We start from the raw sequence: 17,374 nt of genomic DNA, 5'->3' as shown, positions 1-17,374 counted from the left end.
TCCTTTTTATTAAATCAATATTAAATTACAATTTGCGCTCTAATTAAGCTTTAATCTTAGTAGCCAGGATTTTGATCCAAAGCAGGATTTAGTACTCTTGCATAAGTTGGAACTGGGAAAATACGACGATAGGTGTCTGCATTTGTTTTGAATCCCCATTTTCCTTCATATTTACCGAAACGAATCATATCATTTCTGTGCCATGCTTCCCAAGTAAATTCGCGACTTCTTTCTTGATAAAGTTCTTCTAAGGTTACCCCTGTCCATGCCGCAGATGTTGTACGGTTTGAACGAACCATATTAACCAATGAAATTGGAGTTTGTCCTAAAGTTGCGCTTCCTCCACGTAAGATTGCTTCTGCTTTCATCAAGATAACATCTGAATAACGTAAAAAAGGTACGTCATTATTTTGGTTACGGTTTGTTGATGTTGCATCAGGATAGAATTTTATGTTTCTGTACCCCATGTTCCAAGCAATTTCATCATTTCCTAAGTCAAATAAAGCTGGATTCTGGCGAAGTACAATATCTGGTGTTAAATTTACCTGATACGTATACGCTGCACCACCATCAGCTCCTGTATAAAACTGATCGTATCCTTTTTTAGTTGTGGTAACTGTTACTGGTGTAACACCATCGTTCATGAACTGAAGTCCTGTAAGCCATTGTTTGTTGCGAATATCATTTACATCATTGAAATAAGCGTAAAATTCAGGAAGTGTACTTCTTGGTGCACTTGGCGTAAAAGGCAATCCGAATTTAGTTCTTTCAGAACGAGGCACATCATAACGTGCGTGATACATTTGTCCATTAAAACCAACTGTCACTGCTGCAGGATCGTAAGGAACAGCAAAAATGAATTCTTTCATAGCTGGACCATTATTCGGATAAAACATCTGAAGGTAAGTGCTTCTAGGTTCAATTACATACAAACCTGAATTAATTACCGCATCACAAGCCGCAATACAATCATTGCTGCGCTGCGTTCCTGTGTATACTTCTGCATTTAAGTATAATTTGGCAAGCATAGCATTAGCCGTTTGTTTATTTGGTCTACCATAAGTAGAAATTCCAGATGCGGCATTTAAATTTGGAACTGCACTTTTCAATTCTTTTTCTATGAAATTGAAAACTTCTATTCGGCTCGATCTCGGTTTAGAACTGAAATCTCCATATACTGTATCAAGTGGCACAGCTCCATAAGAATCCATCATCATAAAATAAGAAATAGCGCGCATCGTTTTTAATTCAGAAATCATTGTTGATTTTTCTGCTCCAGTAGGCATAGTTCTATTTAAAATTGAGATGGCCTGATTGCTGGTTCCAATAACTTTTTCTGCCCAATCCCATGGTCCAACCCCATTATCTGGTGTCCAATCATGGTAATGCTGACAAGCATAACCTCTATTATCAAACCAGTTTCCTCCACGTGCTGGCAAAATAGCTTCATCAGTAGTTAATGTCTGTGACCACCACCAAGCAAATGAAAACTCACCGCGGAAAGCTGCATAAACTGGTCCTGCTGTCTGAATGTATTGTGTTGAATTCTGAGGAAATACTTCAGGTGTCAACTGCGTTGTAATAGGCACATCAAGATCATCACAAGACCATACTAAACCAGCCATAAGTACTGGAAGCCCTAAATATTTTAATATCTTTTTCATAATTTTTAGCATTTAATTTTTAGAACATCACATTTAAACCGAACATATACGTTCTGGTCTTTGGATAGAAGTTATTTGAATCTACACCTGGAGCTGTTCCTCCTTGTTCAACTTCTGGATCAATTCCTTTGTATTTAGTAATTACAAATACATTGTTTATGGTTTGATAAATACGTATACCACTAATGTACCTTCCTACTTTACCAAAATTATATCCTAAAGTCATGTTATCTAATCTTACATAACTACCGTCTTCTATAAAACGATCTGAGTATCTATAAGCATTTATGTCGTTTGGTGACTCATTTCCTGCATCAACTAAAATATTAGTGGTCATTGCTGTACTTGGTCTGAATAAATCTGCACGTGTTGCATTGAAAATTTTGTTTCCAAATACTCCTCTGAAGAAAATACTTAAATCAAATTTTTTGTATTGAAAATTATTTGCCCATCCTACCAATAATTTTGGTTGTGCGCTTCCTGCATAGTGATAATCTACTCCAATTTGTGGTGTAGTAGTCAAATCACCGTTTTTGTCATAATACTGAGAAACTCCGTTAGCATTTTTTCCTGCATATTTCAATGTAAAGAATTGTCCAAGAGGTTTTCCTTCTTTAAAGATTTGTAAAGTACTTCCTGTTTGTCCACCTCCGTCAGGTTGTACACGACGAATTGAATCTCCTCCAACAAAGAATGGACTAGTTAATTTAACGATCTCATTTTTGTTATGTGCTAAGTTCAAGTTAGTAGTCCAACTGAAATCTGCAGTTTTTACAGGAGTTGTGCTTAAACTAACCTCAATACCTTTATTAGACATTGTTCCTCCGTTTGCTACAATTGACCCTACTGGTACTAATACTGGATTCACATTGTAGTTGAAAATCATGTCTGTTGTTTTCTTGTCGTACACGTCAACAGAACCAGTTACTTTTCCTTTTAAGATAGAGAAATCAAGTCCAATATTTGCTGTCGCTGTTTTTTCCCATTTCAAATCAGGGTTAGCTGCCTGGTTAGGTCCGTAAGCTCCAATTTGTTGTCCATTATAGTAGAAAGTTCCTAAACTTCCAGAGATAAACTGTGCTGTGTAAGCATTAAATCCAGATGAGTTTCCTGTTACCCCCCAGCTTCCACGTAATTTTAAATCACTAAAGAAACTTTGATTTTTCATAAAATTCTCTTTGTCCAATCTCCACGCACCTCCTACAGAAGGAAAGTATCCCCATCTATTATTTTCTCCAAACATTGATCCACCATCTCGTCTGATTGATCCTTGTAAAAGATACTTATCTTGGTAATTGTAATTTAAACGAGCAAAATAAGCAATTAGACGTGTTTTTTGATATGCTTTACTATCTCCAAAATTTACTACATAACCATTAACAGAAGTATAATTACTTAAAGCTAAATTGTTATATCCAACATTGTCTACAGGAAAGTTCGTTGTTGTAGCTTGGAATCCGTCTCCTAAAGTATTCTCTTGCCAAGAATAACCTCCAACTATTTTTACTTTATGAGAACCAAAAGTTCTATCCCATGTCAAGAAACTTTCAATAATATTGTTTCTAGTCTCATATGAATTTCTTAACGCTGCACCATTTACACCAAAGTTAACCAATGTTTTTGTCAAAGGTGGATCTGGATTGTTATAAAAGTTCGCACTGTTATATTGTGAATAATAACTATCATAGAACTCTCCGTGAGTTGCTGTTAATCTCTGATGTGCTAAATTCAAATTATAAGTAAATCCAAATGGAAGTTTTACTTCTGCAGTAAGGTTACCTACAAGATTATCTGTTTTAGTTTCATCAGTACCATGCTGAATTAAAGCCACTGGGTTAAAATATCCTGTACTCACAAAATTTTCAAAATAACTTCCGTCAGCATTTTTTACTGGAGAAATCGGAAGATAACTTGCTGCTTGTAAAAGAACAGTATTACGTTGTGGTACATTTTGATATTTTGTACTAGAATTAGTAACATTTAAACCAAATTTAACCTTATCATCAAAAGCATATTGTTCTACAGATAAACGAGCAATGATACGAGAGAAATCACTTTTCTGCAAAACCCCTTCTTTGTTAAGAGAAGTAATACTTGCTGTATAGTTTCCGTGATCTCCACCACCACTCATAGACAAGTTATGGCTACTTGATGCCGCGCGTCCTGGTCTTAAAATTTCTTTTTGCCAGTTAGTGTTAGCACTTTTATCATTTTCAGGAGTAAAATTCAAATTGTTTTTAGTTGTAAAAGCTCTCAATTGATCTGCATTCATCATATCCAGATTATTTGAAACTTCTTCCCAACCTACATATCCATTATAGGCAACTTGAGTTCTACCTTTACTCCCTTTTTTAGTTGTAACCATGATAACTCCATTTGCTGCTCTGTTACCATAAATAGCTGTTGCAGCCGCATCTTTAAGAACATCGATAGTTGCAATGTCATCCGGAGAAATTACTGAGATGTCAACTCCCGGAATTCCATCAATTACATAAAATGGTCCTTGTGAACTATTTAATGTAGAAGCTCCACGCAAAACCACAGAAGCCGTTTTTGTCGGGTCACCGCTTGACGAAATATTCAAACCAGAAACTTTACCTTGTAAAAGCTGACCCACATCACTAATTGCTCCTCTGTTTAAATCTTCCGCTTTAACAGAAGTTACAGAAGTGGTCAGGTTTTTACGAGATCCTTTTCCGTATCCTACTACAACAACTTGTTCAAGATTATTTGTAGCAGATTGTAATTTAATTGAATAATTAGATTTTGTTCCGTCCAATTTTAAAGTTTGATCTTCAAATCCAATAAAGGAAAATACTAATGTTGCATTTTTATTTGAAACCGAAAATTTAAATTTTCCATCAAAATCTGTTGTTACTGTATTCGTTGTACCTTTCTCTAGTACATTGGCGGCTGGCAGTGGAATGCCTTTGTCATCTAAAACTACACCGGTCACTTCTGTTTTTTGTGCCCAGGTATTAATTGAGAAGCCAAAGAAGAAGGCTAATAATAAAAGTTTAAGTTTTTCCATTGTGATATTGGTTAATTGGTTAAATAGTATTGACGAAATTAGTGCTAAAGAAATGTTAACAAATGGACATGTTATTCATAAACATGGATAATTTCTATAAAGTCAGTGATAGTAAGGCTTCGCAAGGTTATTTTTCTAAAATTCTATAATCAAATACTTACTAATAAAACGATTTCGGTACTTTTTCATATCGTATTTTTTGGCATAATTTAAGTTTAAGTTAAAAGAATAAGTTAATTTTTAGTTTATATACGTATTAATCGTAATTAAGTATTGTATTAATTTTGTTCTGTCCATTTAATTTCCCAATTTTTGATTGATTCTCTTTCTTTGGTTTCATCAAATGAAGTATTATTTACAGCTGATTTTTTTAAGGCTTCTAAAAACATTTTCCATCTTGGCCAGTAAAATCCTTTGTACATTCCTTGCCAAGATCTCGAAGCATAATCATTCAAATGACCTTCTCCGCCCCAAAGCGTAATTAAGGTTTTGGCATTCTTTGCATATAATTTAGAAACTTCAGGTGAGCTTCCATAATCAGAAGCCGATTTTACCCATTGATCGACGTTATTTAATGGTTGTCCTGACATTACTTTATCAATATCTAAAGCTTGTTTCTCTATCTTTTTGAAAAGCTGATCTCCCTTAGAAATGTCTTTATTCTGATAAGCTTTTACACATTCAATCAAATCTTCATCAATAGAAAGTGAATAATAATGTCTTGTTACATCAATTAAATCATACTGAATAAGATTCTTTTTATCGAACTTTTTGGCTTCTTTACTTAAAATATCCAAAGCTTCTTTCAACTTTTTCTTATCACCCGGATTTCCTTTGAATGTTGTAATCGTTGCTGTTGGACGTTTAAAAAACAAGTACGCTCCAGCCCAATCATTCCACCAACGTGTTTCCCAGTATTTTACATTATAAACAGATTCCAGTAATAATTCCCAAGCTTGCATTACAGGTTTAGAAGTCGTTTGCCCATATCTTGCATTGAGATATTTGGTCATCCAGTCATTTATTGGCTGTTCTCCTTTACTCCACGGAAGATCATATATATATTCGTAAACAATTGAATTGTTATTTAGACCTTCAGGCATTGCCCCATAACCTACTACATTTCCTTTATTTGGATTTTTCAATAAACTGGTCAATTCGTCTTTATAAAAACTTAAATCTCCATACACAGGATTTGATCCTCCATAATTATGTACATAACCATACGTCCATTGTTTGCCATAAAAAGCTTCCTGAGTTTCCCAAACTTTATATCTGTCGTTGGCATAATCCTGAACCATTACTTTATCATTTGGAACTTTACTTAAAAATGCACTTGTAGCTTCTTTGGTCCAGAATTCTTTATTATCTCCAAAAAGCCATCCTTGCATTACCCAAGTTGCGCCTGGTTGTGCTTCATTTATAGTTTCATAAACGGCACTTCCGTAATTTGAAAGTTCTTCATATTTATTATGTTCAGAAACCGGAGGTTCAATCTCATTAAAAGAATCAGCTAAATAGAAATTAGATTTTCCATACATTTTAGTATAAATTTCAATAAAACGTTTTCCGATTTTCTTAAACAGAGGATCTTTTGAGTCTAACAGAAAAGTACTGGCAAAACCTCCTCCAGACCATGATTTCAATTCTGTTATTTTGGCTTCAGGATGTTTTTCAGCGAAAGCTTTTGGAACATAACCACTAAAAGCTGGTACAACAGGATGCATGTCTAAAGCTCGCATTCTCTCTAAAATTTTCTTCTGAAGTTCTTCTTTTTTAACAAACCATTCTTGTGGTAATGGTCCTTCCAAACTATTAATGTTTCCCATTCGTTGCCATGGCAAATAAGCAGGTCCAGCAAAATGTGACGCTAATTGTGTATTCGTCAGACCGTATTCTTTCCATAATTCCTGCCAAGCAGCTTCCTGACCTTCCATAGCCGTAGGAAGATTGATTCCGTGCATGGCCATCCAGTCAATTTCTTGTTCCCAGCGTTTCCAGTCCCACCATGGCGTGGTGTAGCCAAAAGTGCAGGCATTTAGGTATTCTCTATATTGAAAAGGAGTATCTCCTTTTTTTGAATATTTTGGCCATGCTTTAGGAAGATTCACTCTATTTCCTTCCCAACTTACTAAAACTGCTCCAATGTCTCTCAGAAAGTTATAAGCCGCATAACAGATTGCAGTATTGTTTGATGCTTTTATTTTTACATGATTATCCTTCGTTTCAATTTCAAACCAATCCGACTTGTTATTCTTGTTTTCAACAATACTCAACTCGAACTCAGTGGCTCGATTACCAACAAGTCTTTCAATTACTCCAAAAGCGCTTTTTGTCTGTTCCTGGTTCTGACAAAATGCTTTAACCGAACCAAAAAATAAGAGCAAAGAAAGCATTACAGCTCTTTTTATGGAATCGCCTTTTTTAAATTTAAAATTCTCACTTTTCATATAAATCATATATTTATTAAACTATCTTAATTCATGAATAAAAAATAAGGGAGATTAATCGCTCTCATTAATCTCCCACTCAAATAAAAACTAACAAAAATTTACTAATAATTACTAATCCTAATTCAGAAACTCAAAATGAAAAAACTGATTTCTGAATTGAAAATAAAATTACACATCCTGTATTTTTTTAAAATGGACAAATCAATCAAAAACATAGACATATTCTTTCTGTAGTTGGGATGTTTTGTGGTTCAATAAAGTAATGTTACCTTACTAAATAAAAGACAATCAGAATATTTTGAACCTTTTACTCCAAAGTATAGAAACGCAGCAGCCCGCCGTTACTAAATAAAACTGGCGGGCTACTAGAACAGTTGGGGGCGCTGTTCTTTAAATTATTATGTTATTCTGAAATCTTCTTACTTGTCGACTACTTTTACTAATGTCGGATTAATGCCTAACGGATTTTTAATGATTTTACAAATTAAAGGAAACTCCGGATTTTTGATGATCCACATTTCTGTTTCATCGATTTGTGCAATGACGTGTAAAACTTCTACCTTTTTTCCGTCAAGCGAAAAACGATTTGCATCTTCGTTCTTATCCAAAACATAGGTTGTTTTATTATATAGGAAAGAACCGTTTTTGATCAAATCCTGATAAGCCGACTGCGAAATCATAAAAAAGGTTTCTGTCGGTTTTAAGTTTAAAACAGGTGCAGATTCTCCTTGATTAAAACTCAATTCTGTCCCGCTTTTAACTGCTTCTGGAAGCATGACAATCTTACTTTTCACACCTCTAGTTTCCAGTTTAAAAGCCAGTTTATTATCTGTGGTTTCTGCTGTAAGCTGAAGTGTTCTGGTCTGTCCGTGAAGTTTACAGACATAATGTAGTTCTGTATTATTTTTTAATGTTGGAATGTAATTTTGAGCTATTCCCGTTTGATAAAATGCAAAAAACAGGAATGTTGTAACTATATTTTTCATCTTGCTTGTCATTTTATTTTGTTGGAGGCAGAATCGTTGTTCCCCAAGTTGAAGGTTTTGAATCCATTTCTAAAACCAATTCTCCGCCGTTCATAATATCATCATGAGAAATCCATGCTTTGTTGTAGGCTTTTCCGTTTAATGAAGCCGATTTTATGTATCTGCTTTTATCACTCATTTTCTTTGCAGTGATTTTAAAACTCTTACCGTTTTCCAACTTCATGGTACTTTCCATAACCAAAGGTGTATTGATCAGATAATAAGGTTGTCCCGCATTCGGATACAATCCCATCATGTGGAAAGCCAACCAAGAAGACATCGCTCCTGAATCGTCGTTTCCTGGAAGTCCGTTGTGAGAAGCATTAAAACTGTTTTTTATAATAGTTCTGATTCTGTCACTGCTCAGATATGGTTTCCCAATCCAATGATACAAACAAGGAGTTAAAAACGAAGGTTCGTTGGCAACATTATACAATTTTGAATCAAACAAAGTATTTAATCTGTTTTCGAATGCTTTTTCTCCTCCCGATTTTTTAACCAATTCTGGAACATCGTGCGGAATGCTCAATGAATATTCCCATGAATTACCTTCGTAGAAAAATACGCACCAATGGCATACATACCAAGGCGATTCGATAATAACAGGTGTATATTTGAAAGTCGGTTTCTGGATTTTAGATTCTCCGAAAACAACATCATCCAGCCAGTTTCCATCTTTATCTTTCGGCATGATGAATCCTTTGGCTCCGTTGTTTTCATAATCGGGACGCCATAAATTCTGCCAGTTGTCGGCTTGTTTGATGTATCTTTCGTAAATCTCCGTTTTTCCTAAACCTTTGGCTACCGTTGCAATATTATAATCGTTGTAAGCATAATCGATGGTTCTATTTCCTGCGCGGTCGGTGCCGTAAGGAACATAGCCTAATTTCAGGTAATCGATAAGTCCGCCTCTTCCCTCTTTTTCTTCGTTTCCACCTGGTGGAACTTCTGCATCTTTCAACATCGCTTGAAGTGCCAATTCGTAATCAATTCCTTTCAGGTTTTTCACAAAAGCATCAGCAATTACAACCTCAGCGTTGGAACCTCCCTGTGTTCTTCCGTTGTCATTACCACTTCTTCCTTCCGGCATATAGCCTTCACGTTTGTAGATGTTCAGCATCGCATTGATGATTTCCACTTTTCGTTTGCTGTCAATCAATGTGATCAATGGACTTGAAGTTCTGAAGGTATCCCAAATCGTATAAAAATCATCGTAATACGGTTCGTCGTTCGTCCATAACGGATTTTCTCCTGTTCTGTTCACGGGCATAATCATGGTATGATACAAACCTGTATAGAACATTTTTCTGTATTCGTCTGAAGTATCTTTAGAAAGCTGGATTCTGCTTAACAGATTTTCCCATTTGTTTTCTAAAGTCTTCAAAACTTCATTGAAATTCCAATGCGGAATCTCAACTTCTATATTGTTTTTCGCTTTTAATTCACTTAAGAATGAGATTCCGATCTTGACATTCAGTTCCTCTTTTCCTGAGTTTCCAAAAGATAAAAGTGCTCCTGTTTTCTTTCCAGAATCAAACTGTGCTTTTTCAGTATAAAATCTTCCGTCTTTGAAAGTCACGAATTTGGCTATCGGCTGGTCAAAAGTTGCCCAGAAATAAACGGTATAAGCGCGTCCGTTGTTCCATCCTCCTCGAATTCGGCTGTAACCTCTCACTTCGGTATCTGAAACGATTTCAATCTGAGAACCTACAAACTGCTGGGCTTCTCTTCCATCTGGAATTTTTTCTTCGCCAAGGAAAAATCCTGGATCGATTTTTAATTCTTTTGATTTATTTTTGGGATAGGTTATTCTATAAAATGAAACTTTCTCGCCTGTCGTAATTTCAGTTTTAATGTTATTTTCCTTGAAAACCGTTTCATAATAACCCAGTCTTACATTTTCTTCTGCTCTGAAAGAAGTCTGGTCCATTTTGTCTAAAGCTCCAGAAAAAGGCATTATGGATATATTTCCGTATTTGGGACCGCCTCCTGTTCCGCTCACGTGAACCTGACTGAATCCTGTTACTTCTTTAGGTATTGGAAGCCAACCACTATTCGGACTTGAAGTACAATCTGGACTTGGTTTTACCATTCCGTAAGGACATGATGGTCCTACGAAAACTCTTCCCACACCTTCTGAACCAATCATCGGATCGACATATTGATGAACGGTTTGCGAATTACTGTTTAAAGCAAAAAGAAAAGTGATCGCTGAAAAAATGAGAGACTTATTTGGTATTTTCATTCGGTATTACTTTTATCATTTGAACGGATTTGACTTTATTTCAATAAAGAAAGTATTTTAGTAAACACTTCATTATTTTCATAAACTCCTTGAAAATCTTGCGAATGAGGTCCATAAGAAAAAATAGGAACCATTGTCGCCGTATGATCGTTGGTTATAAAATCACCTTCAATGATACGTTTTTTTACATTTCCTTGTGGAATAGCAAATCCTGAAGTTTCGTGATCTGCTGTAACAATAACCAAAGTCCCTTCGTTTTGATCTGCAAACATAAGCGCTTGAGAAATAGCGGTATCAAAATCAATTGTTTCAGCTACTATTCCGCCAACATTGTTAACGTGTCCGAAACTATCAATTTGTGCTCCTTCAACCATTAGGAAAAAAGGTTTTTTCTTTTTGTTTAAAAAATCAAGACTGTATTTTGTAGCGTCTGCCAATAATTCTCCTCTACCTTCTAAAACTGACGGAACTCTGCCTTCAGAAATAAAAACTCCAACGGTATCGTTTGCAACTGTTTCTAATTCTTTAACGGAATTCAATACTTTAAATTTAGAGTTAATTGAAGTATTTTTAAAAGTAGAAGCCCCACCTCCAACAAATAAATTCAATTTACTTTTCAATAAATCTTTAGCAATTATTTCTGTATTTGATCTTTCTTCTGTATGAGCATAAAAAGATGCTGGAGTTGCGCCCGTTACTTCATCAGTTGTAATGATACCTGTACTGTAGTTTTTCTTTTGTAAAACTTCCATAATATTGGCAATTGGTCTTTTTAAACTATCGGTTCCAATTGCTCTGTTATTTGTTTTTTGACCTGTTGCCAATGCAGTTCCAGCCGCCGCAGAATCTGTTGTAAAATCATCTGCAGATTGTGTTTTGATAAAACCAACACTTTTTAATTGTGTTACAGATAATGCTCCTTTATTGGCCAAAACAGCAGAAGATATTTGAGATAAACCATTCCCGTCTCCAATTAAAAGAATAACATTTTTAACAGGAACTTCTTTTTGATCGGTTTTATAAGTTGGTTTATAAACTTGCGAAATATTACTTGCCGTTATAAGTCTTTTAGGTAAAGCCTTTGCATACTGAACACAATTATAAGGAGAATCTGTATTGATGATGTCTACACCCAATTCCAAAAACACTTTCCATGCACTTTTTGTATCTGGAGTTCCCCAAAAACGAAACGGTTTCTTGGTTTCTTTAGCTTTAGCAATAACTGCACCTACTTTATTGTAATCGTCATGAGTTAATCTTCCTAAGCCATTCCAAACCGAGTATTTTTTAAAATCGACACTGATCATCGCTACTTTTTCCCAATTTTCTTTGGAGACAGATTTTCCTAATTCCTGAAAATCAAATGAAATAAAAGATGGATATTTTGTATAGCTTTCAGCATCAGGTCTGTTTCCAGATATAATGATTTTGATATCCTTATTGTCCGTTATTGTTTTATACTTTTTTAAAACCGAAATAAGCTTATTTAAAGTTGCTTCGGCTTCTGTTTTGATGTCTATAAGTAAAAATAACTTTTGCTCTTTTTTATAATTCATTTTTAGAGCCGTTTCTAACGGTTTTAAATACAAATCTTCTAAAGTTCTTGCAGTAGTTATTTCTTTCTCACTATGAGCAACATATAAGTTGTTATCTTTCAGAAAAATATCTGCTTCTATAGACGAAGCTCCGTTTGAATAGGCATCCCAAAAAGGAATTACCTGATTGTAATCGTTGTGCGAATGTATTTTAACCGGATTTTGAGAATGCAACTTACCCGGTGTTCCCCAGAAAAAGAGAGACAACCAGATGAATAAAACTGATGTTTTCATTTGGATTATATTAATGTATTTTGAATGAACAAAATGGTAGATTGGGAGTGGGGCAAAAAGAGTACTTAATAATAAAGAGATTTTTGTTTAGACTTTTAATCTCAAAAAAAATCTTTTCAAAAAAATTAAAATATGGATTAAAAAAAAGCAGGGGGTTTGTAAAGGTTCAAAACTCCCCTGCTTTTAACAACTAACACAATAAAGACTGCTTACTTATAAAAAATAAACAAAACAAAGAGCAGTCTTCAACACTTAACGTAAAAAAACAAACTTAAACTAGTATCCTTTATTCTGAACTAAATATCCAGGTGTATTAGACGCTCCATCAATTGCTTTTTGAGGAATTGGGAACAATCTTTTATTAACATCCGTATCTGCTTTTTCAGTCCATTTATCTTCAAAGTGACCGAAACGGATTTGAGTATTTCTTCTCAAACCTTCCCAGTAAAATTCAAAACCGTATTCTCTGTACAAAATATCTAAATTGATAGCTGGAAGTGCAGCAGGAATTGGAGCACGAGCCGTTCTTGATGTTCTTACCGTATTCATATCTGCTAATGCACCTGCAGTATCTCCTTTTCTAAGTTTTGCTTCAGCACGCATCATCAAAATTTCAGCATATCTTAGTAAAACCATATCTACACTACTAAAGTTATTTCCGTCTGGAGAAGTGTGGCTGAATTGGTATTTAGAAACTCTATAACCAGAATAGTGCATACTCCCTTCTCTTGTAAAATCTACTTTCAAAGTAAGGTTTACGTATCCAACGTTTTTATCAGGTCCGTTTCCTTTAATTTGTTTAACTGGATAAATTCTGTATCCTGTATCACATTTGTAAAATGCTCCGTTAGCATCTTTTCTTGCAGCCCAAGGAATGCCTCTCATAATTCCTCTGTCGATTTCAAATTCTTCTGCTTTTACACAGTAGTAGTGATTTTCATCATTTAACGGAGAAAGTCCTGTAAGATCTTTTAAGTTATCTGGTACTTTTGCATTATTCTTATAAAATCTTGCGTCAGCATTAGCAGGATCTACAGATCCGTAAGCATCAACCCATGTTTGATAAAAATCAGATGTAATAGCAGGTCCGTCAGTTCCGTCAGCATCGATTTTTTCAGGTCTTGGGAACATTGATCCAGGAATTGACCAATAAGCCCAACGATTGTGCTCTTCTTTGATAACACCACGCTGATCCAATGCAAAAATTACTTCTTTATTTGAATTGTTATTATCATCAAATAAATCAAAATATTCAGGAGATAAACTGAATTTACCTGAGTTCACAATATTATCTGTGTATTTGATTACCTTATCCATATCAGCAGCTGAAAATGTAGGAGTTCCATAAGGATCACGATATACGGCTGCATTCAAATACAATCTTGAAAGAAGCCCCCAAACTGCAGATTGTGTCATTCTTCCTGGTCCTTTATCTTTGTTGATTACATCAGCAACAGACAATAGTTCACTTTCAATATAATTAACTGCCTCTTCACCTCGAATAATTTGAGAGTTTATCGTAGATGATTCTTTTTTAAATACAACTCCCCAGTTATCTAAGGTCATTATACTTAAATAAGCTCTTAAGGCTTTCATTTCATAAAGAGCTCCTTGTGCTTCTACATTTCCATTTGCAGCTAGAGGAGTTAGAACTTCAATTGCTGACAATGTTCTAGAAAGGTTTATTGTAATTTCATTCCAAGTACTTGTTACCAAATCATTTGTTGGAGTCGTTGTATGTGCATGAACTGCTAAATATTTACCTCCATCATACCAGTCAGTACCACCTCTGTAAGGTAAGATACCTTCGTCACTTGCAATTAATTGCAGACCAAAATTATTGGTATGTATCCAAGTTGATTTTAATTGACCATAAGCTGGAGCAATTGCTCCATTTACTGCCTCTGCTTGTCCAATTCCGTTTAAGGATTCATCCAATATTTTTTCTTCTAAGTCGGTACAGCTCCAAGTAAATAATAAACTGAATGCCAGTGCTCCTACTATTATTTTATTTTTCATGTTTTATTATTTTTTATTAAAATGCCACGTTTAGACCAAATACAATGGTTCTTGCTCTTGGATAACTGAAATAGTCAATACCAAAAGACTGAATTTCTCCAATAGAAGTTCCCATATTTAATTCAGGATCATAACCGCTGTATTTAGTAATTACGAATAAGTTTTGTCCTGTTACAGAAAGACGAATGTTATCCATTACATCTCCTAATCCAATTAATCTAGGACTTAAATTATATCCTAGTGTAGCATTATTTAATCTTAGGTAGTCTCCTTTTTCTAAATATCTAGTAGAAACTGTATTAGAGTTTGTAGACGCTTCGTTTAAATATTGAGTAGCTCTATCTGTAGTGTTAAAAGAATTTGCTAAATTTCCTCTATTGAATGAAGTCATTGCTACGTGGTTGTAAATTTTGTTACCACCTACACCATTGAAATTAGCTCCAAAATCAAAGTTTTTATATTTTAAATTCAGGTAGAAAGCGTAGATATAATCAGGTAAAGCGCTTCCAGCAACGATACGGTCATCATCCAAAATTTGCCCATCTCCATTTGTATCTGCAAACTGATTTAAACCATCTGGTCCAATTCCTACAAAGTCAAGCATATAAAATGAACCGATTGGCTGATTGTTAATAATACCATTAATAGTTGCTCCAGATTGTCCACCACCTTGTGCACCTCCTGTAGTTAATATTTTATAAGCTGAATTTTCTACTCTGTTTTTTGTAAAAGAGATGTTCCCTCCAATGCTATAAGAGAAATCACGGCTTTTATCACTGCTATAATCTAAAGCGACCTCAACACCATTGTTTTTAATTTCCATGTTAGGAATATTAGTGTAGTACATTGGAACAGGTTGAATAGGATCTGTAGGTGCAATTTGAAGTAATAATTTACTTGAAACTTTGTTAAAATAATCTACAGTACCTGATAATCTATTATTAAACAAACTAAAATCAAGACCAACATTTGTTTGTGTTGAAACCTCCCACTGAATATCTGGACTAGCTAAACGTGTAAAGATTGTTCCATATGGGTAACTTCCTAAATCTACAGCAGATGGATCAAGAGGATAGGTATTGTTTCCTGAATTACTTTCTGTATAACTAGCTTTAGTAATTTTAGAAGGAATTTCTTGAGAACCAGTTTGTCCCCAGCTCGCTCTTAATTTAAGATTGTTTAAAGTTTCAGAATCCTTTAAGAAATCTTCTTTTGTAATATTCCATCCTAAGGCAACAGAAGGAAAATACCCGTATCTGTTATTTTCACCAAATTTAGAAGAACCGTCAGCACGCATAGTAGCAGTAAGAAGATATTTATTATCATATGCGTAGTTTAATCTTCCAAAGAATGACTGTAATTCATTTTCTACCGCAGTTGAATATTTACTCACAAGCTCACTTGCCGCTCCAATCTGATTTTTTGGTTCAACACCATTATTAGGGAAACCTCTAAAACTGTAATTCTTTTGATTTACTTGAATTTTCTGATAAGATTGACCAGCAAGAACAGTAAAACTGTGGGCTCCTTTATTAAAATTATACGTCAAAGTATTTTCGTATAAAATATTATTATTATTACTAGTAATATTGTTTAAAGTACCCAAAGTTGTATTCGTAGCAGATGCATATGGTAAAACTTGAATATCTCTTTCTGCCATAGAATAATCAACACCAAGATTGAATTTATAAGTTAATCCTTTTAAAAATTCATAAGATGGAGAAATATTTGCTAAAATACGATTGTTGATTGCTTTATCAGAATATAAGCTCTGACTGATCATCGGATTTAAAATATCATTGCTTAAATTAAGATTTGGTTGTCCGTTAACATAAACTGCATCCGTAGGATTCATAGTCAACATATTTCCAACTACAGTTCTAGCATCTGGTCTTGCATTGTCAACCTTACTTGCTGTCATGTTAAAAGCAATATTAAATTTGTCATTAAGTGCTTTCTGATTTAAGTTCAAACGTCCTGTGTAACGTTTTAAATCACTATTTTGTAAAACACCTTGCTGGTTATCTACACCTAATGATGCGGCATAAGTAGATTTATCTGTCCCACCGCTCATAGACAAATTAAGATTTTGAGAAACTCCAGTTCTAGTCAATTCATCTTGCCAGTCTGTATTTGCTCCTCCATCAATTAAAGTTCCATTTACAGCTGCAACTTGTCTTCTAAATTCATCAGCTCCAAAAACATCAACTTTATTTGCCAAAGTCGAAAGTCCCGTTGTCATAGAAAGATTTATTTTCGTCTGACCTTTTGATCCTTTTTTAGTTGTAATTACAATTACTCCATTTGCTGCTCTCGAACCATAAATAGCTGCTGCAGATGCATCTTTAAGAACTTCAATACTTTCTATATCTTGAGGATTAATAAAGTTCATTGGATTAGAAGCTACTCCTGTTCCAGAATTGTCCAATGCAAATCCGTCAACTACATAAAGTGGTGTAGTTCCCGAACGTAAACTCCCTGCTCCACGAATAATAATATCTTGAGCTGCACCAGGTTCACCACTCGCAGCAACAACGTTAACTCCGGCAACTTTACCTTGAATCAATTGTCCTGCATTTGCAACAACTCCTTTATTAAAATTTTCAGCTTTTACAGAACCAATAGCACCCGTTACATCAGATCTCTTTTGAGAACCGTAACCTACTACTACTACCTCATTTAAAGTACTCACTTCTTCCTTTAAAGAAACAGTTAATTTTTGAGTACCTGAAAAAGAAACTTCTTTTGTTTGGAATCCAACATAAGAAAAAACTAAAACACCTTGATTCTGTTGTGCTTTAATTTTAAAATTTCCATCAAAATCTGTTGTAACAGCTCCTTTCGGTTCTCCTTTTATATAAACAGAGACTCCGGGAACCGGCACTTTTTCAACATCAGAAACTACAATTCCTGATACATTAATCTGCGCATAGGAGTATGACATACATCCGAAGGCAAGAATTAGAAATGCATAAATTTTTTTCATTTAAAATACTTTTTTTGTTTTGCCAAAAGTATTTTAACGATCCCTCCAAAGGGAGGATTTTTGTTTTTGAAAAGAGGACTTTTAATTCAATTTAGGATAGAATTAACACCGAAAAAGGGTGA

The 17,374-nt window shown here is 34.6% G+C and carries 8 protein-coding genes; all 8 read right to left on the bottom strand.

Going from position 1 to position 17,374, the window contains the following annotated elements; translation table 11 throughout:
• Positions 1-56: 56 nt before the first annotated feature.
• Complete coding sequence (locus tag NQQ59_RS10980; protein WP_144219179.1) at positions 57-1,664, bottom strand: RagB/SusD family nutrient uptake outer membrane protein; 1,608 nt, start codon at positions 1,662-1,664, stop codon at positions 57-59.
• A 19-nt stretch (positions 1,665-1,683) separates the two neighbouring features.
• On the bottom strand, positions 1,684-4,695 hold the full coding sequence (locus NQQ59_RS10975; protein WP_144219178.1) for a SusC/RagA family TonB-linked outer membrane protein: 3,012 nt from the start codon (positions 4,693-4,695) through the stop codon (positions 1,684-1,686).
• A gap of 278 nt (positions 4,696-4,973) precedes the next feature.
• Positions 4,974-7,145 carry an alpha-N-acetylglucosaminidase gene (locus NQQ59_RS10970; RefSeq protein ID WP_144219177.1) on the bottom strand — a complete coding sequence of 724 codons (2,172 nt, stop codon included), beginning with the start codon at positions 7,143-7,145 and terminating at the stop codon, positions 4,974-4,976.
• A gap of 422 nt (positions 7,146-7,567) precedes the next feature.
• Positions 7,568-8,134, bottom strand: coding sequence for a hypothetical protein (locus tag NQQ59_RS10965; RefSeq protein ID WP_257698216.1), 567 nt, complete (start codon positions 8,132-8,134; stop codon positions 7,568-7,570).
• A 13-nt stretch (positions 8,135-8,147) separates the two neighbouring features.
• Positions 8,148-10,418, bottom strand: coding sequence for a GH92 family glycosyl hydrolase (locus tag NQQ59_RS10960; protein ID WP_257698215.1), 2,271 nt, complete (start codon positions 10,416-10,418; stop codon positions 8,148-8,150).
• A 35-nt stretch (positions 10,419-10,453) separates the two neighbouring features.
• Positions 10,454-12,247: an alkaline phosphatase gene (locus tag NQQ59_RS10955; RefSeq protein WP_144219174.1), complete on the bottom strand. Its 1,794-nt coding sequence runs from the start codon at positions 12,245-12,247 to the stop codon at positions 10,454-10,456.
• Positions 12,248-12,523: 276 nt separating this feature from the next.
• Positions 12,524-14,266 carry a RagB/SusD family nutrient uptake outer membrane protein gene (locus NQQ59_RS10950; RefSeq protein ID WP_144219173.1) on the bottom strand — a complete coding sequence of 581 codons (1,743 nt, stop codon included), beginning with the start codon at positions 14,264-14,266 and terminating at the stop codon, positions 12,524-12,526.
• A 16-nt stretch (positions 14,267-14,282) separates the two neighbouring features.
• On the bottom strand, positions 14,283-17,252 hold the full coding sequence (locus NQQ59_RS10945) for a SusC/RagA family TonB-linked outer membrane protein (RefSeq protein WP_144219172.1): 2,970 nt from the start codon (positions 17,250-17,252) through the stop codon (positions 14,283-14,285).
• Positions 17,253-17,374: the final 122 nt, after the last annotated feature.

This window comes from Flavobacterium panacis, from assembly GCF_024649945.1.
GTDB classification, from domain to species: domain Bacteria; phylum Bacteroidota; class Bacteroidia; order Flavobacteriales; family Flavobacteriaceae; genus Flavobacterium; species Flavobacterium panacis.
This window is presented reverse-complemented; position numbering and strand designations above follow the sequence as displayed.